At 36.3% G+C, this 23668-nt stretch carries 24 protein-coding genes; 11 read left to right on the forward strand and 13 right to left on the reverse strand.

The window, feature by feature from the left end; all coding sequences use genetic code 11:
- Positions 1–19 precede the first annotated feature (19 nt).
- The 4 genes from BALOs_RS01885 to BALOs_RS01900 form a co-directional block, all read right to left on the reverse strand.
- On the reverse strand, positions 20–658 hold the full coding sequence (locus BALOs_RS01885; RefSeq protein ID WP_115362019.1) for a YdcF family protein: 639 nt from the start codon (positions 656–658) through the stop codon (positions 20–22).
- An 8-nt stretch (positions 659–666) separates the two neighbouring features.
- A complete protein-coding gene (locus tag BALOs_RS01890) occupies positions 667–1053 on the reverse strand; it encodes a Rid family detoxifying hydrolase (RefSeq protein ID WP_120404145.1) in 387 nt (128 codons plus the stop codon).
- A gap of 14 nt (positions 1054–1067) precedes the next feature.
- Entirely contained in the window at positions 1068–3392 is a 2325-nt protein-coding gene (locus BALOs_RS15515; protein WP_148666856.1) for an NADP-dependent malic enzyme, read from the reverse strand.
- 71 nt (positions 3393–3463) lie between these two features.
- Positions 3464–4873 carry a sodium:solute symporter gene (locus BALOs_RS01900; protein WP_120404146.1) on the reverse strand — a complete coding sequence of 470 codons (1410 nt, stop codon included), beginning with the start codon at positions 4871–4873 and terminating at the stop codon, positions 3464–3466.
- Between the two features lie 70 nt (positions 4874–4943).
- On the opposite strand from BALOs_RS01900, the gene BALOs_RS01905 reads away from it, so the two are divergent.
- Positions 4944–5873 (forward strand): LysR substrate-binding domain-containing protein, encoded by a 930-nt coding sequence (locus BALOs_RS01905; RefSeq protein ID WP_115362013.1) that lies wholly within the window; start codon positions 4944–4946, stop codon positions 5871–5873.
- Positions 5874–6088: 215 nt separating this feature from the next.
- Positions 6089–7237 (forward strand): serine protease, encoded by a 1149-nt coding sequence (locus tag BALOs_RS01910; RefSeq protein ID WP_120404147.1) that lies wholly within the window; start codon positions 6089–6091, stop codon positions 7235–7237.
- Between the two features lie 38 nt (positions 7238–7275).
- On the opposite strand, the gene BALOs_RS01915 is transcribed toward BALOs_RS01910, so the two are convergent.
- The 3 genes from BALOs_RS01915 to BALOs_RS01925 form a co-directional block, all read right to left on the reverse strand.
- Positions 7276–8244 carry a YheT family hydrolase gene (locus tag BALOs_RS01915; protein ID WP_120404148.1) on the reverse strand — a complete coding sequence of 323 codons (969 nt, stop codon included), beginning with the start codon at positions 8242–8244 and terminating at the stop codon, positions 7276–7278.
- Between the two features lie 98 nt (positions 8245–8342).
- The gene (locus tag BALOs_RS15520; protein WP_115362010.1) at positions 8343–10055 is read right to left on the reverse strand and encodes an ABC transporter ATP-binding protein; all 1713 of its coding nucleotides are present in this window, start codon (positions 10053–10055) and stop codon (positions 8343–8345) included.
- Between the two features lie 149 nt (positions 10056–10204).
- Positions 10205–10858, reverse strand: coding sequence for a lysophospholipid acyltransferase family protein (locus BALOs_RS01925; RefSeq protein ID WP_115362009.1), 654 nt, complete (start codon positions 10856–10858; stop codon positions 10205–10207).
- 194 nt (positions 10859–11052) lie between these two features.
- Between BALOs_RS01925 and BALOs_RS01930 the strand changes: the two genes are divergently transcribed.
- From BALOs_RS01930 to BALOs_RS01950, 5 genes are all read left to right on the forward strand, one after another.
- The gene (locus tag BALOs_RS01930) at positions 11053–11730 is read left to right on the forward strand and encodes a TetR/AcrR family transcriptional regulator (protein WP_115362008.1); all 678 of its coding nucleotides are present in this window, start codon (positions 11053–11055) and stop codon (positions 11728–11730) included.
- An 88-nt stretch (positions 11731–11818) separates the two neighbouring features.
- Entirely contained in the window at positions 11819–12091 is a 273-nt protein-coding gene (locus BALOs_RS01935; protein ID WP_120404149.1) for a hypothetical protein, read from the forward strand.
- Between the two features lie 128 nt (positions 12092–12219).
- Entirely contained in the window at positions 12220–14277 is a 2058-nt protein-coding gene (locus BALOs_RS01940; protein WP_120404150.1) for a DUF4105 domain-containing protein, read from the forward strand.
- 35 nt (positions 14278–14312) lie between these two features.
- Positions 14313–15257, forward strand: coding sequence for a hypothetical protein (locus BALOs_RS01945; protein WP_115362005.1), 945 nt, complete (start codon positions 14313–14315; stop codon positions 15255–15257).
- 80 nt (positions 15258–15337) lie between these two features.
- Positions 15338–16465, forward strand: coding sequence for a hypothetical protein (locus tag BALOs_RS01950; RefSeq protein WP_120404151.1), 1128 nt, complete (start codon positions 15338–15340; stop codon positions 16463–16465).
- 52 nt (positions 16466–16517) lie between these two features.
- Here the strand turns inward: BALOs_RS01950 and BALOs_RS01955 are convergent, their stop codons facing one another.
- On the reverse strand, positions 16518–17396 hold the full coding sequence (locus BALOs_RS01955; protein ID WP_120404152.1) for a hypothetical protein: 879 nt from the start codon (positions 17394–17396) through the stop codon (positions 16518–16520).
- Positions 17397–17498: 102 nt separating this feature from the next.
- Here BALOs_RS01955 and BALOs_RS01960 point away from each other — a divergent pair, with 102 nt between their 5' ends.
- Positions 17499–18368, forward strand: a complete 870-nt coding sequence (locus tag BALOs_RS01960; RefSeq protein WP_120404153.1) for a radical SAM/SPASM domain-containing protein — start codon at positions 17499–17501, stop codon at positions 18366–18368.
- Here BALOs_RS01960 and BALOs_RS01965 read toward each other — a convergent pair.
- Complete coding sequence (locus BALOs_RS01965; protein WP_158536871.1) at positions 18365–18787, reverse strand: MarR family winged helix-turn-helix transcriptional regulator; 423 nt, start codon at positions 18785–18787, stop codon at positions 18365–18367. The genes BALOs_RS01960 and BALOs_RS01965 overlap by 4 nt on opposite strands.
- A gap of 73 nt (positions 18788–18860) precedes the next feature.
- Entirely contained in the window at positions 18861–19106 is a 246-nt protein-coding gene (locus tag BALOs_RS01970; protein WP_115362000.1) for a hypothetical protein, read from the reverse strand.
- 177 nt (positions 19107–19283) lie between these two features.
- Between BALOs_RS01970 and BALOs_RS01975 the strand changes: the two genes are divergently transcribed.
- Complete coding sequence (locus BALOs_RS01975; RefSeq protein ID WP_115361999.1) at positions 19284–19820, forward strand: GNAT family N-acetyltransferase; 537 nt, start codon at positions 19284–19286, stop codon at positions 19818–19820.
- Here BALOs_RS01975 and BALOs_RS01980 read toward each other — a convergent pair.
- A complete protein-coding gene (locus tag BALOs_RS01980) occupies positions 19817–20656 on the reverse strand; it encodes a lipid A-modifier LpxR family protein (RefSeq protein ID WP_120404154.1) in 840 nt (279 codons plus the stop codon). The two genes, BALOs_RS01975 and BALOs_RS01980, sit on opposite strands and share 4 nt — an antisense overlap.
- A gap of 194 nt (positions 20657–20850) precedes the next feature.
- Between BALOs_RS01980 and BALOs_RS01985 the strand changes: the two genes are divergently transcribed.
- Positions 20851–21483: an SDR family NAD(P)-dependent oxidoreductase gene (locus BALOs_RS01985; protein ID WP_205570965.1), complete on the forward strand. Its 633-nt coding sequence runs from the start codon at positions 20851–20853 to the stop codon at positions 21481–21483.
- On the forward strand, positions 21450–21674 hold the full coding sequence (locus BALOs_RS15280; protein ID WP_205570966.1) for a hypothetical protein: 225 nt from the start codon (positions 21450–21452) through the stop codon (positions 21672–21674). The genes BALOs_RS01985 and BALOs_RS15280 overlap by 34 nt, the downstream gene beginning before the upstream one ends.
- Here the strand turns inward: BALOs_RS15280 and BALOs_RS01990 are convergent.
- A complete protein-coding gene (locus BALOs_RS01990) occupies positions 21671–23110 on the reverse strand; it encodes a hypothetical protein (protein WP_120404155.1) in 1440 nt (479 codons plus the stop codon). The genes BALOs_RS15280 and BALOs_RS01990 overlap by 4 nt on opposite strands.
- A gap of 235 nt (positions 23111–23345) precedes the next feature.
- Positions 23346–23621: a hypothetical protein gene (locus BALOs_RS01995; protein WP_120404156.1), complete on the reverse strand. Its 276-nt coding sequence runs from the start codon at positions 23619–23621 to the stop codon at positions 23346–23348.
- Positions 23622–23668: the final 47 nt, after the last annotated feature.

Genomic DNA, 23668 nt, shown 5'->3' on the forward strand with positions numbered 1-23668 from the left:
ATTCCTCCCTTTGTATTTTTTAATCTTTACTTGCAAGAGCTAAGTAAGTAAGTGTTCTGAAGTATTTAAATACTTCTTTGTAGATGATTTTTAGACTTCTAAAAGATGCGAGATCAGACTTGACCCCCCAGTAATAGAATTGGTAATTATCAGTTTCTCTTCTTCTGTAGTTTAGAATCGATTTGATTCTAAGGATGTGATAATCGTGAGAAACGATTAAAACAGTTTCAATATTACTCTTCTTACGTAAGGCCTGTAGTGTCTCAAGAACGTTTTCCAGGGTATTTCTCGCATTATAATCAATATCAAGAAAGTCATGATTAATTTCATCTGTAATATCATGAGTTCTAACTAGGATATTTACATTATTATTTGTGTGAACACCTGAGATCAGAATATTTTCTTGATTGTATTCTTTAGCTAGTTTTATGGCCTCTTGAATTCGTCCGCGATCACCAGTGAAGACGGCGATAAGGTCAGGCCTCTTTTTAAAGAAGGTCTCTTTAGTTTTTACGTTTTCGTTTTGAGAGTAGAGTATGAGGATATAAGAAAGAAGAGAATATCCGAGGAAAACAAATAAGACTTTGAAGAAAAGGCTCGTTGCCTTTCTCCAAAATCTTGTCTCTGTGGTCTCGAATACATACTTCTTATCAAACATATATTAAACTAGTTTTTTGCAGCAATAACTTCAATTTCAACAACTGCATCCTTTGGAAGAGCTGCTGCTTGTACACAGCTTCTTGCTGGATACGGCGCTGTAAAATACTTTTCATAAGCAGCATTTACTTCACCGAAGTTTGCAAGATCTGTAACGAAGATTGTCGTTTTAATAATATTTTCTCTTGTAAGGTCTTGAGACTCTAAAAGGCCGTCTATATTTTTCATGATTTGATCAAGCTGTGGAACAAATCCTTCTTTAAGAATTCCGTCAGCTGGATCAATTCCAATTTGTCCTGAAAAGTAGAAAACGCCATTGAATTCGACACCCTGTGAGTAAGTACCTACTGCACTTGGTGCTTTATCTGTTGAGATTATATTCTTTTTAAAACTCATATTAGATCCTTTTATTAGTGTTTCGGTTCTTCAAGTGCTCTTAGAGCTGTTAAGCGACAAGAGTCAACAATTTCTTTAATCGAAGCAGTTCTTTGAATGATATTAACTGTTTGATTCATTGGAGCAAGAATTGGTCCAATTGCTGAAGCTTCACTTAATTGTGCAAGTAACTTATATGAAATATTTGCTGAGTTAAGTTCTGGGAAGATTAGGATATCTGCAGAACCACCAAGCTTACTGAAATCAAATAGGTGATTCATAATATTTTCATTAACTGCAACGTCGGCCTGCATTTCCCCTTCAATAATTAATTCAGGGTACTTCTCTTTTGCCATCTTCGTTGCGTTTTTCATTTTTCTTGCATCAGGAAGTTTTGAGTCACCAAAGTTAGAGTAACTTAAGAATGCAATTCTTGGCTCTCTTCTCATTAAAGACTTGTATAAGTGCTGAGTCGACTTTGCAATCTCCACAAGATCTTCTGCTGAAGGATCAGGTTGAACTGTAGTGTCTGCTAGGAATAGAACACGGTCTTTAAATACTAGAATAAAGACACCGGCTGCCTTCTTTCCTGGCTGTGCACCGATTACGCTTAAAGCTGGCTTTAGACAGTCACTATAGTTAAGACTTGGACCAGCAATAAATGTATCTGCTAGACCTTTTTTAACCATCATTGATCCATAGTAATTCTCTTGAATCATTAAGTCTTCAGCTGCATTTAGAGAGACACCTTCTCTTTGTTTCATTTCACAATATTCAGTGTAGAACTCTTTGAAGTTTGGAGCTTTACGTGGGCGAATAATTTCGATGCTATCATCAAGAACATCATCAAGGTTGAGTGATTTAATCTTAGCTCTAATATCATCTGGGTGACCAAGAAGGATTGGTTGAATTGCATCACCTTCTGCTAGTGTTTTAGCAACATGAAGAATTCTCGTATTAACACCTTCTGCAAATACCATCTTAATTTTCTTTCCATCACGAGCTTTAATTTGTGAAGCAAGACGATCTCGAACAGTTTTCATAAATGCACCAGATGCCGATAGACGACTTGCTAGGTGCTCTGAATATTCTTGAAGATCTGTAATATTTGTTCTTGCAACACCTGTATCCATTGCTGCTTTTGCAACTGCTGGTGCAAGCTTTGTGAGAACTCTTGTATCAAATGGCTTTGGAATGATGTAATTTCTTCCATATTTAAAGTCTTCACCTTGATAAGCTAATTTAACTTCATCAGGAACTTCTTCTTTTGCAAGATTTGCTAGAGCATAGACAGCAGCTAGTTTCATCTCTTCATTAATTTTCTTAGCGCGAACATCAAGGGCCCCTCTAAAGATTGAAGGGAAACCTAAAACATTATTAACTTGGTTAGGGAAGTCTGAGCGTCCCGTTGCCATAATAGCGTCATCGCGAACTTCTTCAACTTCACTTGGAAGAATTTCTGGGTCTGGATTGGCCATTGCAAAGATAATTGGATTAGAGGCCATTGTTTTAACCATGTCTTTTGTTAAAACACCTTTTGCTGAACAACCAATAAATACATCGGCATTATTCATGGCATCGCCAAGCGTTCTTGCATCGGTATCAATTGCGTACTTTTCTTTGTATTCGTTCATTCCGTCTTTACGGCCCTTGTAGATAACACCGCGAGAGTCTGTCATCATCAAGTTTTCGTTTTTTACACCAAGAGCGAAGAAGATATTTGCACATGCCATTGAAGCGGCACCTGCACCAGAGAAGACAACTTTTACATCTTCGATTTTCTTTCCAGATAATTCAAGGGCATTGATGAAACCAGCTGCTGCAATAATTGCAGTACCGTGTTGGTCATCGTGGAATACTGGAATATCCATTTTTTCTATTAGTTGTTTTTCAATTTCAAAACACTCAGGAGCTTTGATGTCTTCTAGGTTGATCCCACCAAAAGTTGGTTCAAGTGACTTTACAACGTTTACCATTCCTTCAACAGAAGTCTCATCTACTTCAATGTCGAATACATCGATGTCGGCAAAACGCTTGAATAGAATACCTTTACCTTCCATTACTGGCTTACCAGCTGCAGGTCCAATATTTCCAAGACCTAAAACCGCTGAACCATTTGATACAACAGCAACAAGGTTTCCTTTTGCAGTGTACTTGTAAACATCATCTGGGTTTTTTGCAATTTCTAGACATGGATGAGCAACACCTGGTGAGTATGCTTTAGTTAGATCCGAAGCAGTTAAACATGGCTTCGTTGCAATAACTTCAATTTTACCTGGTTTACCCATTGAGTGATAATCAAGGGCCTTTTGAATTTTTTGCGCGTCCACTTGCGCCTTATCAGTTTTTGTTTCCGACATATGTATTCCTTTGACTTAAAATCATACTTAAAAGCATATAAAATTAAGTCCCTAGGATACAATTTTGACAGTTATCCGACCAGTTTTTTATCCCTAATTAGGTGGTAAGAAATCAGTGTTAGACTAGTTGCAACAATACCCATATACAGCTCATCTATATTTTGGTAGAAGCCAGTTTTTGGTATATGTCGCCACATTGCAGTAGTGATGACTCCTGCTATACATGCCGTCACAAATTGGTTGTCGGAGATTTTGTTTGGAAATAGGTGTCCAAACATGACTGGAAGCAGTAGACACGAGGCAGAAAAAGAGCCTAATGTTTTCCAAACAGATTTTATATTTCCTTGAAAATAAACGGACATAATTACTGTTAATACGCCAACAAAAATAACACCAAAATGGTGAATCCAAACTCGACCGCGAAGCTTTTTTGGCGCTAGATCGTAAGCTAAATTTGTACCAGCTATGAATAGATATGAGTCCAGAGTTGATAGAATTGTTGCAATAATTCCTGCTAGTAGAAAACCTTTAAGTCCGTGAGGAAGAATTTGTACGGCATAAGTTAAGTATGCTTGTGAGCTTTCTGTATTTGGAATGACGGCCTTGGCATACATTGCACCGAATGTTGTACAAATATCAAAGCAAAACCAAATAGCAGTTGAGATAAGTATACCTTTTTTAGAAACCTTTCCATTAACAGCAGAAAAACATCTTTGATAAAAGTTAGGATCAACTAAAGTTGAAAGAGCAATGAATCCCCAGACAAATGTCGTTGCAAGTGAGTTCTTACCGGTTAAGCTCCAGTAGCTTTCAGGGAGATTGGCCTTCAAAAAGCTTATTCCACCAAATTCAAATATTGAAAAAACGAGAACAAGCAAGACTGCTGCACACATTACAAAGAATTGAATTAAGTCTGAGTAAACAACGGAGCGAAGTCCTCCCCACATTGAATAGAGAACAACAAAGCTTACGCCTATTGCTGTATTGGCAAATAAGCTGCCTCCAAAGAGTAGCTGAATAAAAATCCCTAAACTAATTGCATATGCAATAGGAATAACATTGAAGAAGTTAAAGATTGCTGTGATCTTTGCAGACTTTGGCCCAAACATTTTTCCTACCAGGTCTGGAAGTGTTACGGCACGATATGGTTCAATTTTATGAATAAGAAATAGAGCGAAGATAATATAGGCGACATACCAAAACACCCCTTGAGTAACAAAGTTGTAAATCCCCTGATTAAAGGCGATTTCAGTAACCCCAAAAATCCCTCCGTACCAAGTTGCTACTAAAGTTGCGATAAAAAGAGGAAGTGTTAATCGTCTTCCCATGATTAAGAGGTCGAGAAAAGTTTCCTTTTCATTTGTTTTATTCATACGGTACTGACCGTAGATTACACTTGCTATTGTAATTCCAAGTATTGAAAAAAAGATAAATAAATCTAAAGTAGAGAGGCTCTCTAAGAGATTAATTTTATTTTGCATATAGGCTCCGCTTATGGAAGTATGATATAATATAGATTCTATAAATCAACTCTTTCGGAGACTTTTTGTTATGACAATAACACAACTGGAATACGTACTTGCTGTTGATAAACACCGCCACTTCAGAAAAGCTTCTGAAGAATGCCATGTTTCACAACCAACTTTAAGTATGCAAATCCAGAAGCTCGAAGATAGTTTGGGTTTTGTTATATTTGATCGCTCTAAGAATCCTATTGTACCAACAATTGAAGGTGAGATCTTTATTACTCAAGCAAGAGTTGTTACAAGAGAGTTTAAAAAATTAAAAGATATTGCCAGTGATCCAATCGTTGGAATTGAAGGTGAGTTTAAATTAGGTGTTATCCCGACTCTTGCACCATATCTCGTTCCTCTTTTTTTGAGTCGTTTTATGAAAGAGTTTCCTAAAGTTGATCTCATTATTGAAGAGCGAACAACTGAAGAAATTATTGATAAATTAGACCGTGATGAGCTTGATGCTGGTCTTCTAGTCACTCCTCTTCATAATAATCAAATTATTGAAAGAGTATTATTTTATGAGCCACTATATGGTTTCATTTCAAAAGATCATGAACTTTACCACAAGACCCAATTAGACTTTTCAGACCTTGATAAAGATGGCCTTTGGCTTCTACAAGAAGGTCATTGTCTAAGAGGCCAAGTTTTAAATCTATGTAAGAAAGTAAAAGGCTTTCAGCATTTTGAAAGTGGTTCTTTAGAGACGATAAAGAATCTTGTGGCAAAGGATAGTGGTTACACTATTATTCCTCATCTTGATGTCCAAGATATAACTGGTGCTCGCAAGAAAATGGTTCGTCCATTTAAGCAGCCAGTGCCGACACGTGAAGTTTCTATTGCCTATAGTCGTATCTTCTATAAAGAGAAAGTAATTGATGCTATTGAAGAAACTATTCTAAAACTTATTCCAAAAGAGTTAAAAAGTTACAAAAATACAGATGTTGAAATAGTTCCAATTGATTAAATCATCATAGAGGGATCATTTTGCACCTATTTCTTATGTGTTGTTGGTGTAATATATATGAGTTTTCTTACATTTGCTTAACTTTGGGCCTTTTTAACCTCCTGAAACTCCATGGCCATTCTTATTTAGCTTCAATTTTTCTATAACTTACCTAATCAACAGATTCATTAGGGGAATCTGGAGTGAGTTCAAACAGGAAGATTTGAGGAGAGGGTATGTCAGTGAAAGGTTACATGGTTTTTTTAGTCGTAATGTCCACATTTTTAACGGTCTCATGTGGAGATTCAGTTCCTGCAGGTAGTGCAACTTCAATGACGGGATCAATTATTGTAGGAGAAGTTGATTGGGTAGAAGTTACGACTTTTGATTCTGAATCGGAGATCAGAAAGAATTCGAAGGCCGTGGCCGATGTGCAATTTGCAAATGGTGGAAGATGTACAGGTTTCTTTGTTTCAGATGATGTTCTAATGACTAATGAGCACTGTGTTGGAAGTGCATCAGATGTTGTTGGGATGAAAGTATTTATGAAGCATGAGAAAGGGGTGCCTGAGTCAGAATATGCAGAGGTTAAGTGTAATGAGTTTATCGGAAATGATGTAACTTTAGATTATGCCTTAGTTAAATGTGAAGGAAGTCCTGGACAGAGATATGGAAAAGTTACTTTAGAGACAACTCAAGCTGTTGAAGGAGATAGTATCTATATCATCCAACAAAATTGTGACTACTATTCTGATTACAATTGTAACTGGAATAAGAAAGTATCAGAAGGAAAGGTTGTCGGAGTTGAAACAGATGTATTCTATGATGCTGATACTTTAGGCGGCTCATCAGGATCACCAGTATTTAACGCTGACTCAGATAAGGTCTTTGCTATCCACCATGCTGGTTACGGAGGAGGATGGACTGGGCGAGGCATCAAGAATGCCGCAGTACCAATGAGTAAAATTGTACCTCATATGCAAGCAAACTTTCCTTCAGTCTTAGCTGATAGTGGTGATAGTAGTGATGATGGTTCAACAACTCCATCACAAGATAATAATACATTTGAAACAGCTGCAAAATTAGAGTCGGGAGATTCATTTAAAGCTGAAATCGAAAGCTCACAAGAGATGGATTTTTATAAAGTAGAAATGAAAGCAGGTGAAGTATTGGATTTTGAAATCAAGTTCTCTCATGCTCAAGGTGACTTAGACTTCGTTGTCTATAAGAAAGTAGGTGGATCATTTAAAGTTGTAAGCCGCAAGCAGTCTTCAACAGATGATGAACGAGTAAGATTACGTGTTTCAACAAGTAAAACTTATTATGTAAAAGTTTATGGTTATAGAGGAGCGACAGCAGAATACGAAGTGAAATTTAAGAAGTAAAAAATTAGTTACAAAAGCCTCCATCATGGAGGCTTTTTTTATATTTTCATTTTTAAAAATTCTAAGATTCTCAATTCATACCAATAGTATTCATCTCGAAAAGACTTCACAAACCCCACGTGCCCACCATGTTTTGGCACTTCAAGAAATATATTTTCTTTTTCTTTGGCTAATTTAAAGGGATAGCTTTCCTTTGATAGAAATGGATCATCATAAGCATTTAGAATATAAAATGGTATTTTTATTTTTTCTAAATGGGCCAGAGGTGAGGCTTGAGAGCGATAATCCTCGCCATTTCGATAGCCATATAGTGGAGCTGTTACATAGTCATCAAACTCATCAATATGTTTAATCTTTCTTACTTTATTTAGATCCACAGGAAGATCCATTACCTTGGCTTTTTCAATAACCTTCTTTCTCATTGAGTAGACAAATGCATGGCGATAGATAAATCGCGAAAATTCAGTTCTCAATTTCTTATTACTTGCATTTAAATCAAGTGGTGAGGAAAGAATAAAGGCACGATAGACTTTAGGATGAACGTTATCGCAATTTCTTCCTAAGTAATTTGTTGTAATCGCCCCACCAAGACTAATTCCCATTAAAGAAACTTTCTCATAGTCATCAGCAATATTTTCAATTAAAAATTCGAGGTCTTTAAAGTCCTTGGCGTTATAAAACTTTTTCGTACGATTGAGTTTTCCTCCACAAGATCGCATATCCCATGAGATGACATCATAACCTTGGGCCGTAAACTTCTTCTTCATATCGATGATATAGCGATCTCGACCGTTGCCTTCTAGGCCATGACTAATGATAATGACATGATTTAATGGATTTTCTGCTTTGGAGACGTAATAGCGTAAGAAGTCTCCATCGGGAGTTGTTAAGGTACGAGTGAGGAGCTCATGTGGCTTACCCCATCGGATAAAGAATGGAATCAATGTTTGAATATGGCCATTCTTAAGAGATTGATGACATTGATATTCAGATTGAATGACTGGCATATATAACCTCCATCAACTTATTATATACGAAATGTCTCAATAAAAAAAAGGAGGCATTGTGCCTCCTTTCTTTTTATGAACTAAACTTTAACTTTCTTTTATTCTTGAAGTAGTTCTTTTGGAACCCCTCTAGGGATCGCGCTAAGAAGCTTCTTCGTGTATTCGTCTTTTGGATTATGGTAAACTTCTTCAGCTGGACCATATTCTACAATTTGACCTTTGTTCATAACACCAATTTCATCTGAGATATACTTAACAACAGATAGGTCGTGTGAAATGAAGATATATGTAAGACCTAGCTCATCTTGGAGGTCTTGAAGTAGGTTAAGTACTTGTGCCTGAACTGATACGTCTAGCGCTGATACCGACTCATCACAGATGATAAATTCTGGTTTAAGTGATAGGGCACGTGCGATACAAATTCTTTGACGTTGTCCACCTGAGAATTCGTGTGGGTAACGGTTAAGGTGATCACCTTTAAGACCAACTTTTTCAAGAAGGTCGGCCGCAACATCATATCTTTCTCTCTTTGTTGAACCAATACCGTGAATTACCATTGGCTCAGTAATGATATCACCAATAGTCATACGTGGATTAAGAGATGAGTATGGATCTTGGAAAATGATTTGCATTCTCTCTCTAATTTCTCTCATTTCTTTTTTATTTAAGTTTGTAACGTTAATTCCATCATAGATAACTTCACCAGCTGTTGGCTCAAGAAGTCTAAGAATTGAACGCCCAAGAGTAGTCTTTCCACAACCTGACTCACCAACAAGTCCTAGGGTACGACCTTTTCTAACCTGAAGGCTTACATCATCAACGGCCTTGAACCAATCAACAGTACGTCCAAAGATTCCACCTTTAATTGGGAAGTGCTTATTGAAGTTTTTAATTTCAAGAAGTACTGGGTTTTCTGTTTCACTAATTGCTCTTGGCTTCTTCATTTCAAGTGATGAAACATCAATATCTTCTTTTGCATTTAAGAAGTCATCAACAGTTAGAAGTCTAACTGGGTTTTCATCAAGACTTGGACGACAAGCTAGAAGACCTTTTGTATATGGGTGTTGTGGATTTTCAAATAGTGCTTTCGTAGTGTTTTGCTCAACAAGATCACCTCTAAACATTACGGCAACTTCATCTGCAATGTCTGCAATAACAGCAAGGTCGTGAGTAATGAATAGCATACTCATTCCGTGCTTTCTTTGTAGATCAAACATTAGTTCAAGAACTTGCTTTTGGATTGTAACGTCAAGAGCTGTTGTAGGCTCATCACAAATTAGAAGTTCTGGCTCACATGCCATTGCCATTGCAATCATTACACGTTGCTTTTGACCACCTGACATTTGGTGAGGATATTTATTTACTGATTCTTTAGGCTCAGGAATACCAACTTCTTCATATAATTCGATTGTTCTCTTGCGAGCTTCTTCTTTATTCATCCCTTGGTGAAGCATTAGTACTTCATCAATTTGATTACCTGTTGTAAAAACTGGGTTTAATGAAGTCATAGGCTCTTGGAAGATCATTGCGATCTTATTACCACGAAGTTGTCTAAGTCTTTCATTTGAAACTTTTGTTAGGTCTTCACCATGATAAAGGATTTCACCTTCGCTGATACGACCTGGAGGATTAGGGATTAGGCCCATGATTGCAAGGGAAGTAACAGATTTACCAGACCCTGACTCACCAACAAGTCCAACAGTTTTTCCTTTTGGAATTGATAGGTTGAGGCTTTTGACGGCCTTTACTGATTCATCTTCAGTTTGAAATTCAACTGTTAGGTTCTTAATTTCAAGCAACTTTTCTGCCATAACATCTCACTTTCTGATATTTAATAAGTATTTATATAATGTATTCTTATTGAACTCTTAATACTAACTTAAATTTCTACCACTTCCGACACATAATTTCACGACTTAATTCATCAAAAACTCTGATTTAATTACGTATATTTAAGTACTTAGAAGTCGACGTATAGACGATTTTCTTTAGTTAGTAGCTCTTGCGATGCGACAATCTGCTCAGAATACTTAATGAGGTCTTCTTTATTTAGACCCTTTGCGAAAAAAGGTTCACCGTAATTGATGTAGATATGACCAAATGGCTTTGGAAGCTTCGTCTTATCCCAGCTTTTTTCAAAGCAGATATGTCTACTGGAAACACATTGAATTGGAAGTATTGGTATTTCACATTCGTGACTAACGTGAACTATTCCTCGTTTTGGTTTGTGGCGAGGTCCTCGCGGCCCGTCCACCGTAATTGCAGCGCAAAGACTAGTTTGCGAAATTTGACTGATCATGGACTCGAGGGCCTGGGCACCGCCTCGTGATGAACTTCCTCGCGTTGGAGTAAAGCCTAATTTCATAACGGTATCTGCTGCAAGTGTTCCATCTTTTGATTTCGAGGCCATGACAATCATGCCTGTATCAATCTCACTAATTACACTTGTAGGATAGTGTTCATGCCAAGCAGCGAGAGCATAATTGCCATGCTTGCTCATGCTCTTGGCCTTTTCAAGATTTTCTTTATTTAAGACAGTTATCTTAGAAGTCAGTCTGACAAATCGTAAATACCAAGAGACTAACGTCGGAACTAATTTAAGTAGGAATTTCATTCGCAAATTATAGGTAAAAAGCTCGACTTCGTAAATATGAAGGTGTTCTGACTAAATTTTTACCAATGAATTACCATCTTTTAACTTAATTAAGATGAGCGTCATTCATCTATCGACTATGATCAATATAGAAAGAGTTCTCGACTGAATCGCTCGGGAGCTGCTAGTTCGACGCTGACCATGAAGGAGGTGTTATGGCAGGATTACGTGAGATTAAAAAACAACGAACAAGAGAAATGATTCTAAAAAACTCAATGGAATTATTTACTCAAAAAGGGGTCGATGAAGTAGGAATGCGAGAATTGGCCCAGGTGTGTGGATTGGGAATTGGAACTTACTATAATTACTTTAAGTCGAAAGAAGACGTTATCTTTAGTTTATTTCGAGAGAATCTGAACGCGGCAATTACTCAACGGCCATTCAAGGTTGATGAGTCGATGTCAAATGCAGATAACCTCACAGCAAATTACAAAGAGGTCTTCCAAGAGTTAATGATTCATAAGAATATAGCGGATGAATTCTTGTCTTTGGCATATAACACAAAGAATGTCTCAGATAAGGACTCAGTTGGAGCACGATTAACTCCTCAGATTATTGATCTCTATTGGGGATGGGTTCAACCGCTTTTTAGAAGTGCAGGAATAATTATTCGAACAGAAGAAGAGGAAGGTTTTAGAAGAATGCTTTGGCATCACTTCCTATCAAGCTTTCATGCTTACACTTCTTCATTTGGTGCAGAAGAAAGTATTGATTATATACGTTTCACTTCTCGACACCTTTTAGGTGGACTAGGTTCTAGCTCAGCTAGTTCAGAGGCCAGCGCAAACTCAAGTCAAGGCTTTGGTTCAGGTTCGAATACAGGTAACTTTTAGCGATTCAGATTTTCTTAAAGGGGGCCACAAGCTCCCTTTTCATTTTTTCTTAACTCCTCACCATTCGAATTAAACCGATAAACTCCTTATGAACGAATCAAAGTGGATAATATTACTGATAATTCTTTTCTCGTGTATTCAAGAAACTCCAGAGCTAAGTGAAAGGGCACCTGCCAGCTTCTATTCCTATAAAGTTATTACTTATGGAAATAACTCAATAGAATGTCGAGGCTATCTGGATGAAGATGATGCTGTGGGGACTCTACTGGAGACAATTCCTCTTAGCTATAATGGTCAGGCTCCATTGCGTATATGCGGAGAAAATATCGAAGATATTGAAAGTGGGGTGAATAACTATTAAACACTGAACAAAATCAGTTTTGGCACAGTGGTTGCAACATAATATTCCAAACAAACAAATGAGAACGAGATTCAGCTAGTTAACTATCTCAAGCTGAACAAGTTTTAGACAACTGTTTAAGGAATGTTATGAAACAACAAACTTTTAAGTACTTAGTGACTACTTTATTAACAACAGTGGCTTTCTCTTATAGTGGGCCAGTGTTTAAGCTTAATAAGAAGAGTGTCCCAAAAGACCTAGTCCCTAATATTGAAAGATTCCTATCTAATGTTGATGAGAAAGTTCCTGCCACGGTTCGCGATGCCATTGGTGAAGCAGTTGAAATTACCTTTACGAAATTTAAAGAGAACGAAGCCTTTTCAAAATTTCCTACAAATCGTTGTGATGATGCAGCTGGGATTAAGTATGGAAAAGTAAGTTTCTTTAATCGCGATGAAATAAAAATATCTTCTCTATTTATAAACGAGATTATCAACAATGAAGAAGACACAGTTCAATTTAACTGTGGTCATCGAAACTATCTTCGTAAGGCCCAGGCAACTATTCTACATGAACTTGCCCACCTCTATGACTTAAAATATGTCAGAACGGACGAGCATAAATCAAAGGCACGTATTTGTGAAAGAGAAAAAGAAGATCGCAATCATGTGTCTTCAGAATGTCGTGCTGTACTTTCACAAGAGAGAAATAGAAAGTCGATTAGTGGACTACACTCATTTTTTAAATTAGCAAATTGGAAGAAGGGATTCTTTAAAAAGAAAACAAAGAATCTTTCAAATAAGAGATCAGCAGATTCGTACGAATATGAAAATCTAGACGAGCATAATGCTGTTAACTTTGAATTCTTTTTAATGGATAAGGACTATAAGTGTAAAAGACCAAGTTATTATAAGTTCTATAGTGAGTTATTAAATCACAGGCCATTTGAAGATAATAATTGTGAAATCTATTCTAAGATTGTTTTAGACGATCTTAAAACAGTAAGAGATATAAACCCAGATCGTGTTTATCGTGTTGATTACTTACTTGCTTCAAAAGGTGACTCTGTAATTTCTGGTTTTGGTCACTCAATGTTTAGAATTGTTCTTTGTGCTCCTTTTAGAAAGAAAGTCGATGAGAACTGTCTAAAAGATAAATTATACCATGTTGTTCTATCTTATCGTGCCAACGTTTCAGATATTAAAAGTGACATGTTAAAAGGTGTCTTTGGTGGATATGATTCAGTGTTATTTATGCTTTCATTTCCAGAAGTACTTAATGAGTACAATGGTGGAGAGTTAAGAGACCTAATTAGCCAACCTATCTATTTATCAAAAGAAGAGAAACGTGACTTTATCCATAAAGTTCTAGAAACATATTGGGAGTACGAAGGTGATTATAAGTTTATCACTAACAATTGTGCTTCAGAATCAAATGAATTATTTCAAGCAGCTTTCCCTAGTAGTGACTTTGCACATGAAAGAGTAATTCTGCCTTACTCACTATTGGATAAGTTTACTGAAAGTAAGTTTTCAAATGAGGAAGATTTAGATGACCTTGAAAAGGCCCAAGAGCAAGGAATGTTCTTTCCAAGTGATATCGACCTTTTAAAGCATGTTAAGAAGTCATTGTTTGGAATGGAAGAATCTGACTACAAAGTATATCGCAGAAGAGTTGGTCCTCAGCACCACCACCGCTATAAAAAGATTAAGCGTGAAAAGTTTATTAAAGACATCTTAGAAGAATTTGATGTTGATCGCTTATTTGAAAAATATGAAGAGTTAAAACTTGCTGGCGAAACTAGAGATGTTGAGCAAGGTTTAAAGAATCTTTCAATTCTAACAGGCGCAATCTTTAAGATTAAGCAAGCTTATATTGATGAAGAGGTTGGTAACTTCTTAGATAAGAATATGGAAGAAGAGACTGAGCTTGGAAAAAGAATTAACAGATGGAATGAGCTTCGTAAATCAACAAGAGTTAAACCAAATGATCATGATTATGGAATTCCACTAGTTGTTAAGGACTCAGACTTTGAACGTCACAATACAAAGGCCCACGAATTAGAAGAGATGGAGAACCAGTTATTAGAAGATGTTAAAGCAAACTATGAAGATGAAGTACAAGATTTAGCAAGAGTACTAGATTTAATTAGAAATATAAGAAACGAATCACGAATTATGTCAATGAAGATTTATTCAAACCAATAATTTTAAAAATACAAAAAACAAAAAAGGAGAACAAAATGAAAAAAATGACAGCAACAGCACTACTTACACTAATCGCACTTCAAGCAAACGCAGTTGAAATGAGAGATGCATCTCTTGGTGCTTCTTCAAAAGTTTCAGAAGCTATTTATGATGCAGGAAAAAGTGCTACAGATGAAACAGTTAAAGTAGCTGACTTTACAGGTGAGCAATTAGAAGCTTTTATTTCTAAGAATCTACAGTCATCTTACAGAGCTTCAGAGACGATCGCTAAACAGATCGTTAAGCTATCAGAAGTATCTAAGCCAGCTTTCCGTTTAACAGGTAAAGGTCTTGCAATGGTATTTGAAGTATCTGGAGATGCAACGAAAGCAGGTCTCGATGTTTCAAAGAAAATCTATATTTTTCTTGAGCCAACTCTTGAGCAAACTGGTGAATTCTTAATGGAAATCATCGAGCTTGCATTTGAAGGAACATCAGAAGCATCTGAACTAATTACTGATATTAATAGATTCCTATCAGAGGTTTTTGAAAAGCCACTAGATATTACAACAATGACTTTAGAAGAAATTGCAAAGCTAGTTGAAAAAGCAAGTGAGCAGTCAACTAAGGTTTCTGAGTTCTTACTAGGTGCTGAAAATCTTGAAAAAGGTATTGAGTATACTGGAGAGGGAATTTCTCTAACTTCTAACGGAATAGGAGCAGCATTTTACCTAGTTTCTCAAGCGACAACTGGTATCTCTCAATTATTTGATTTCAACAGAAAAGAAAGAGAGCAGATTGAGCAAATGGTTGAAAGAGGTGATGTTGAAGGTCTAGCAGGTCTTCGTGATCTAATCAGACACAATATCAACGAAAATATCGCAAATGGTGAAGATCTTAATGCTCTACTTGATGACAATGCAGTTGATGCTTATATCAAGCTTAAGCTTACAGTTCCTAACTTAGAAGAAAATCTTAAACAAGTATACGGAATTAAATAATCATTCCTACTGGGGGCCATTTTAGGCCCCCATTTATAAGACAAAATAACAAAACATACATATACACAGAGAGGATAGAAATGAAAAAGATGACAGCAGCAGCATTGCTTACATTAATAGCACTTCAAGCAAACGCAGTTGAAATGAGAGATGCATCTCTAGGTGCTTCTTCAAAAGTATCAGAGGCATTATATGATGCCGGAAAAAGTTCAATTGATAAAACAGTTGAAGTCGCAGATATTACTGGTGAACAACTTGAAGCTTTAATTTCAAAGAGTCTTCAGTCTTCTTACCGTACATCTGAACAAATTGCTAAACAAGTTATTAAAATATCTGAAGTTTCAAAACCAGTATTCCGTTTCACTGCCGATGGAATTGCGATGGTTTTTGAAGTATCTGGAGATGCTACAAAAGCTGGTCTTCAAGCTTCAAGAAAAATCTATATTTTCCTAGAGCCAAGCTTAGAGAAAACTGGTGAGGTTCTAGATCATATCCTAGACCTTGCTTATCAAGGTACAACAGAAGGATCAGAGCTACTGACAAATATTAATGAATTCTTATCAAGAGTATTAGAGAAGCCTATTGATATTACATCGATGGCAACAGAAGAAGTTGCAAAGCTATTATCAAAGGCAACACGTCTTTCACGAATTGAGAGAATCGTAGAACTAGCTTTAGAAGCGACGACAAAAGGATCAGAGCTTTTAACGGACTTAAATGAATTCCTTTCAAAAGTACTCGAGAAGCCAATTGATATTTCTTCAATGGCAACAGAAGAGGCACTTGAACTTATTGCTAAGGCCAGTGAAGAATCTTCTGAACTAACAACATTCCTAGTTGGTGCTGACAATCTTGAAAAAGGTACACAGTATACTGGAAAAGGTATCTCGTTAACTTCAGACGGTATTGGTGCAGCTTTCTACCTAGTTTCACAGGCAACAACTGGAATCTCTCACTTATTTGACTTCAATAGAAAAGAAAGAGAACAAATTGAACAAATGGTTGAAAGAGGTGATGTTGAAGGTCTTGCGGGGCTACGTGATCTTATCAGAAATATGATTAATGAAAATGTTGTTAATGGAGAAGACTTAAATGCTCTTCTTGGAGATAGAGAAATTGATGCCTATATTAAATTAAAACTTTCTGTTCCTAATTTAGATGAGGAATTGGAGAGAATTAATGAAGGACATATTGAATTTGTTAAATAAAACCTTATTCTCATAATAGAGGAGAGCCTAGCAATTGCTAGGCTTTCTTATTTTATAATTGAAATTCTCTGTGCATGTATTTAAACCCTTTTCCATCATATCGATTAAAGCATCCATATACTTGTCCATTTGATATCCAAGGATTTGAGTCTAAATCCACTCCTGCAAAGTCGTAAAGTCTACGCTTGGGCCAGAGTGTTCTGACTCGATCTAATTCACTTAATTTATAAAAATATAGGTTTTGCATATTTCTTGAAATAAGGAATCCGCCAGAAATGATGGCCTTTGGCATATGTAGTGCTTCTCTATTTTGACGAATTGGAACAACTCTTTGTTGATTCATATTTTCGTCTAAGATAACCAGTCCTTCATAGGCCCTCTTCTTTGTTGAGAAGTTGTAAGTAACATTATCGAGCATCACAAAAAGTCTTCCATTATAAGTATCAATTCCTGTTGCTGTTGATACTTGTCCTCTTTCGTGAGGTAGGTCAAATTGATGATTTGATTCGATGCTATTTCCAAGAAGGTCAATCTTTATTAGGCCAAGTGAGCCGTGAGCGATAAAGAGTTTATCATTGAGTATTGCCATATCTTGAGCCGTTTGATGCTTCTTTGTAATTTGCTGATCGGTAGTTGGAAAACTTGTGACGAATCCATAGTCACCGAGACGGTGGACAAAAACATAGTCTGGAGTAAGGATATAGATCTTATTATCGTGTTCTCTTACTGAACGGATTTCATATTTTGAAAAGATCAATCTAATTTGATCTTCTTCAAATTTATAGAGAAAAGCTCCTTTGTAGATATAGTAGTTATCACCATTCTTATAGTGACCAGTATCGCCTTTCTTTGATTTACAGAATTGATCAAGGCTTGCTTGGGCCGATACCGAGCTTATAAAAATAGCTAATACCAATAGAAATTGCTTCATTTTGAACTCCCTAAGTTTTGTTGAATATAATAATTATCGAGTGCTATATGCCATTCGTCAAAAAGCATGACATGCCATGATGAAGCGTGTTAGAAATGGATTATGTTAGACAGAATCTTTATCGAAATTTCAAATATTTGCAATTTGCAGTGCTCATTCTGTCCAGTGGTGGAACGCGATAATAAAGTCATGGGCCCTGAGGATTTTGAAAAGGTTCTAAAGCAAGCTAAGCCTTTGGCGAAACAAGTATGTCTTCATTTAATGGGGGAGCCGCTGGCCCATCCTAACTTTGTTAAGATGATGGAGATATGTGAAGAAAATAACGTACCTGTTCAGATAACGACTAATGGTGTGGTGATTGCCAATCGAAAAGAGATCCTTCTAAAAAGCAAGGTTCTTAGGCAAATAAATTTTTCGATACAAAGTTATAAAGATAATTTTCCCAATCGCGATTTCTACACTTACTTGCGTCCTATTCTCGATTTCTCTCGTGAGTTAAATGAAGTCTCACCTGAGACATATGTGAATTATCGACTTTGGAATCTCGGCCGAAATGAGCAGATTATGGAAGAAAATGAAGAAGTCTTCCAGATCCTTGAGCGCTTTTACGATATTGAAGTGAATCGTCGTACACAAGTTGAATCAATTAAAAGTAAGAGAATTTGGAATCGTGTCTATCTTCATTTTGATACGCATTTTGATTGGCCTTCTTGGGATCTTCCAAATCAGGGTGAGATCGGCCGTTGCCATGCTCTTAAATCACATATTGGAATCCATGCTGACGGTACAGTCGTACCTTGTTGCCTGGATAAGGAATGTCAGATTCCACTTGGAAATGCATTTGAACAAGACCTTGCTGGTATATTAAAGTCAGACAGAGCAATTGCAATGAGAAAAGGCTTTGATAATAATAAGAGAGTTGAGGAGTTCTGTAAGCATTGTACTTATATCAATCGATTTCAAAAGTCCTAACTAATAATACTTTTTAATTTCTCAAGATTTGAAACCATCATCTTTCTATTTTTTATAGGAAAGTCTTTAAGTTTTACTGAGATCTTTTCTTGAACTTCTGACCAGACCTCATTGTAAAGTCCCTGGCCCTTAGTGCTTAAGCTTAATAGTGTTAGTCTTCCATCTTCAACTGACTTCTTCTTTGTAACAAGCCCTTCATCAACAAGAATATTGATGGTCTTTGTCATGGCGGGTTGGCTAATTCCATGATGTTCGGCCAATTCACCCACTGTCGTCAGTCCGCGACCGATATTTGATAAGGCCCTAAATTGGGGATAGGAAATACGTGGAGATGCCACGGCCTTAACTTCGTCTCTAATTGAGCGAACAATAAAGGGCATAATATCTAAAAGTATTCTTGAAAATGCTAAGTCTTTCACAAGCATATTATATACACGATAAAGCTGGTTAGTAAACGAAGGCAGCGACCACTATGGCCGCTGCGAAAAGGGTTTAATATTCGACTTCTAGATCAGAGTCATCGGACGTTGTCTCAGATCCAAGTGTAGATGATTCTTCTGACGAAGTATCTACACAATCATCAGTCGCCGAGCAATCAGTTGCTGGTGCATTATCAGAACTTTCATATTCTGTTGCTGTTTCAGTCTCACTTGTTGAGTCTGACCAATCTTCTTGTGCAAACGTTAAAGAAGTGTTGAACATCAAAGATAGGAGTAACAGTAGGCTAAGCTTTTTCATCATTAATTTCCTCATAAGTTATTAGTATATACTTAAGATATATACCTTATTTATATATCTAGGTTATATAATATTCCTGTCTCAAATTTCGCACAATAGAAAAATGCACTTCCTATGTAAATTTTTTGTCTTTATAATAAAATCTGATATTTAGTGAATCTCCTGGGGAGGGTAAAAATGTGGCATCCACCAAAAATTGAAACAAAACGACTTGAGCTTAGAGAAATTAGACTAAGTGACCAAGATGCCATTTTCGAATATGGCAAGAAGCCACATATATCAAAATACACCCTTTGGGAGCCTCATGAATCTGTCCAGGATAGTATCGACTTCATCGAAAAATATGCATTTTCAAATTACGAGCAAGGAGTTCCCGAGCCTTTTGCCATTACTTTAAAAGGTGAGGGAAAGTTGATTGGTTGTGTAGGATGCTTTTGGGTATCAACGAAGAATAAGAGTATGGAATTGGCCTATGTCCTAAATGATGAGTACTGGGGACAAGGGATTATTGTAGAAGCTGCCGATGCTGTTATTGAGTATTGCTTTGAGCACTTTGATATTGAGCGAATTCAATGCCGATGTAAGTCTGAAAACCTTGCAAGTGAGAGGGTTATGCAAAAGCTTGGAATGACCTATGAGGGAACATTAAGACGTGAGATTTATCATCGCAATAAGTTTTGGGATATGAAATATTACTCAATTCTTAGAGATTAAAAGTAGAAAGCTGTCTCTAAAGTCGCGTAGGTATGATCTTTTGCTCCTTCAAATTGAGCGCTATAATAATTCACTTTTAAAGTTAGACGAAATGATTTTAGGAGAAGGTGAAATCCTGCATCGGCCTTATAGTAGATATCTTTCATATCCTCACTGGCAATTACATAAGTAGAATCTTGCTTCTTTGAGCCTTGTAAAATGGCATTGAAGTAATTATTTACAACAGATCCATTTGTAAAGAATTCAAGAAAACCAAGATGGATGGCCATCTTAAGGCCAAGTTCTACATCTCTAAGAAGCCCACCCGTGTGCCCTTGTAGCCAGGGAGAGAATTCAAAAACGGGACCTCGATTAATTTTTATAATCTTAAACTCACCATTATAAAATGTTTGATTACTTGTTTGATTTTGCCATCCATTTACTTCAGATGATGGTGTCATACGATGAAAGAGATTTTGAAGTGATCCGGCCTTTGCATCTGGGCCTTGTTTTCCATACCAGAGATCGGCCCTTAGATAATAGCTATTATTTACGTGGCTAAACCCAAAGATTCCATAGAGTAATCCTGTATATGGATGGTCTCCTTCGACAACAGCTGTACTCAGAGTTGCTTCTGGAGTGAAGATCTTGTGGGCAACTCCAAGACGAAACTTTGTTAACGAGCTTTGGCCACCAAACCTCCTTTTATACATAAGTTCAATTCCATTGGAGTAGTACTTATCTGTTTCAAAGGCAGCATCATTATCAAATTTAATAGAAAGCTCATTGGCGCGCTTACTTTGGGCCAAAGATAAAGAAGAAATTACAAATAGGAATAGTATTGATAATACCCTCACTAGAAAAGTTTACCACTAATAATTTCCCGAATCTCAATGTAGGAAGGATGTTCTTAATACTTGATTCTTATTGTCGGCAATGGTCCTTACCTAATAAGATGAACACTGTCATATTTACAAGTTATAAATCCTAGCTTTTATGACATGTTATAAAGGAGCAAAGGAGAGATCATTAAAATCTATCTAGAATAATCATGAAAAGTAACCTTAAAAACAAAGTCATTGCTATTACCGGTACAACTGGAGGACTAGGAAAGGCCTTGAGTCTTGAATTAGAAAAGCGAGGAGCTAAGCTTGCATTAATGGATCTTGATGTCGAGCAAGTTAAAAAGCAGGCCAGTGAGCTCAACGCCTTAGGATTAGAAGTTGATATAACAGATTACGAATCGATTAAAAAGGCAATGGCCGAAGTTAACGATCATTACGGACAGATTGATATTGTTATTGCTAATGCTGGCATAACTCAAATGGCACCAATGACGACAACTGATGAAAGAGACTTCTCAAGAGTTATCGATATAAATTTAAATGGTTCATGGAGAACATTTAAAGCTGCACTTTCGTATATTGAAGAAAGTAAGGGCTACCTCGCTGCAATTTGCTCGATGGCCTCATTTGTTCATTGTCCTTTGCAGGCATCATATGCTGCTAGTAAGGCCGGAATGCTCGCTGTATGCAATAGTATTAGATTAGAAGTAAAGCATCTCGGAGTCGATGTTGGAAGCTATCATCCAACTTTCTTTCCTTCTCCATTAATGGATAATGTAACGAGTGATCCCGTGGGGCACAAATTATGGGGGGAAATAAAGAAGGCCCTTGGAAAATGATCACTGTTGAAGAAGTTGTGGATGAGATCTTAAATGGCCTCGAAGATCGAGCTGAGTTAGTTGTCATTCCTAAGCGCAAGACTTTAGTGGCAAAGGCGAGTGGCTTTTTTCGACGCTATATTGAAAAACGAGGCTTTAAAGGCAATGAAGTACAAGAGGCCATTGAATTAGCAAAGTCTCTATCTAATTAATTTCTGAAATCTGTTTGGCCATTTTCGTCTGTTTGATTAAGTATATAGACCGCTTCGGTGAGGCTCTGTGCACTTTTTAAAACCTCTGTATCGAGATTATCACTACTATTCATAATAAAGTTATCAATATCTTTTTTAAGGTTTCTAAAAAGTGGAATTAGGTTTTTCTCTATTTTATTTGAGTATTCAAAAGATATTTCTTGTTTAACAAGGTCTTTAATTCTTGCATTTATAATTTCATGCTTAAAATAGAATCCTAGGACGACTTTCGTAAAGTAAATGATAAAGGAAATAAACATAATAATATGTGTTGTATCTGCAGTGACAAGAGAGAGAAGGCAAGCCGTTGTCGATAAAATATAAATATACTTCTCTCGAGTATTGGCCGCTAAGACTATTGTAAATAGAAGGCTACTCAATAGTAGAGAGAGTGAGACAGCAGACTCATGGCTGAAGTAATATTTAGCTGAAAAAAGAATTTGTGCTATCAGCAGATAAAAGAAACTTACTTTCTGAATAGAGTAGTGATTCTTTGTCTTATAAAGATGAAAGGCAAAAACTAGAAAGTTTATAACGATTGCTAGGCCAGTATATGAGATATTTGAAATCGATGCATGGATATCAATTGTATAGAGCATATAGAATAAACAAATCGATAAGATGACTATAATCGAAGACTTCTTAAAGTTATTGAAAATTGGAATGTTGAAAATATCAACTTGATAGTCGAGTAGGTGGTCAACGTCATCGAAGTCTTCGTCTAAAAAATCTTCGATACGAGAGCTATTTTTAATTAGGCTTTCTTCTATTTTCTTTCGATCTTCTATACCAGATGAAAAGACATTTAATATATTATTGATGGGATTTAATAAGTTATGAGCGAAGTAGCTTTTGAGATTTAAAATATTCTTGTGGAATTCTTTTTTATGTAGAATTTCAGTAGCGTTATTTCTAAAAATAATCGATTGGATTGAACTCACAGTTGTAATGAATATATGAAGAAATGTAATTAATACGAGATTGGGATCATCAAGCATAAAATTATTAAATGAAATAATAAGAAAGTGCAGGAGACAGTACTTTATATTTGTATGCTGAAGATGAAAGGCCAAAATAATAATGGCAGCAATATAACAAAAAGAGCTGGCTGGAGTGTATCCAGCCAAACGTGGGTAAATAGTCCACATTAAACTTTCGACAACAACGGTGAAAAAAAAGAAGCCCGTTAAGTGGTTTTTAAAGTATTTCTTATGAAAACAAAATGCCATTAATAAATTAAATGGAATAAGAAGATTAAAGGCCTTTAAAAGGTGAGGCTCAATATTAAAATATGAGAAGGCAATATAGATGATAATCATCATCACTGCTGCCAAAACGTGCATTTGAAAGAACTCACGATATTTTTGATTCAAATGGAAGTAGTCTTTCGCTTGCATACTATTTAGTACACCCCTTAATAAATAGTATTAATTATACAATATATAGTATTTATTCACAGTATGGTACGTGCTTTTTGTAATTTAAACAGGGTTATGACAAATATTTATGCAGTTTTTGTTACTTTGAAGACCCCTGATAGAGCGGGTATACAGCTTCAGGACGAGACGCGTATCGCAACTTCTTATACGCAATCTCGTACCTGATAGTGCTAAAGTATTGAAATATTTTCAATTAAAATTGAAAGTCTCTTAGGGCTTCTTCTGTTAATGCTTCTTCACCAACAATACAAATCCCAGAGCATACATAAGTGTTGTATGAGCAGTGGGCTTCACTACTTACACGACGACAAATATAACCATCCATTTGACCTTTATTTTTATCACACCAAGAAATCATGGCCTCATAGGCTTCATGTTTTTTTCCCGATTTACCAATTCCAACAACTGGTAGATTAAATGCTTGAGTGCTTAATGTTATTAAGATGAAAAATAAACCTAGAAATCTCATATCCCCTCCATATGATCTATTAGTGACTTTTCCAAGAACATATCCTC

Origin of the sequence: Halobacteriovorax sp. BALOs_7, assembly GCF_003612895.1 — a bacterium.
In the GTDB taxonomy this organism is placed as follows: Bacteria; Bdellovibrionota; Bacteriovoracia; order Bacteriovoracales; family Bacteriovoracaceae; genus Halobacteriovorax_A; species Halobacteriovorax_A vibrionivorans.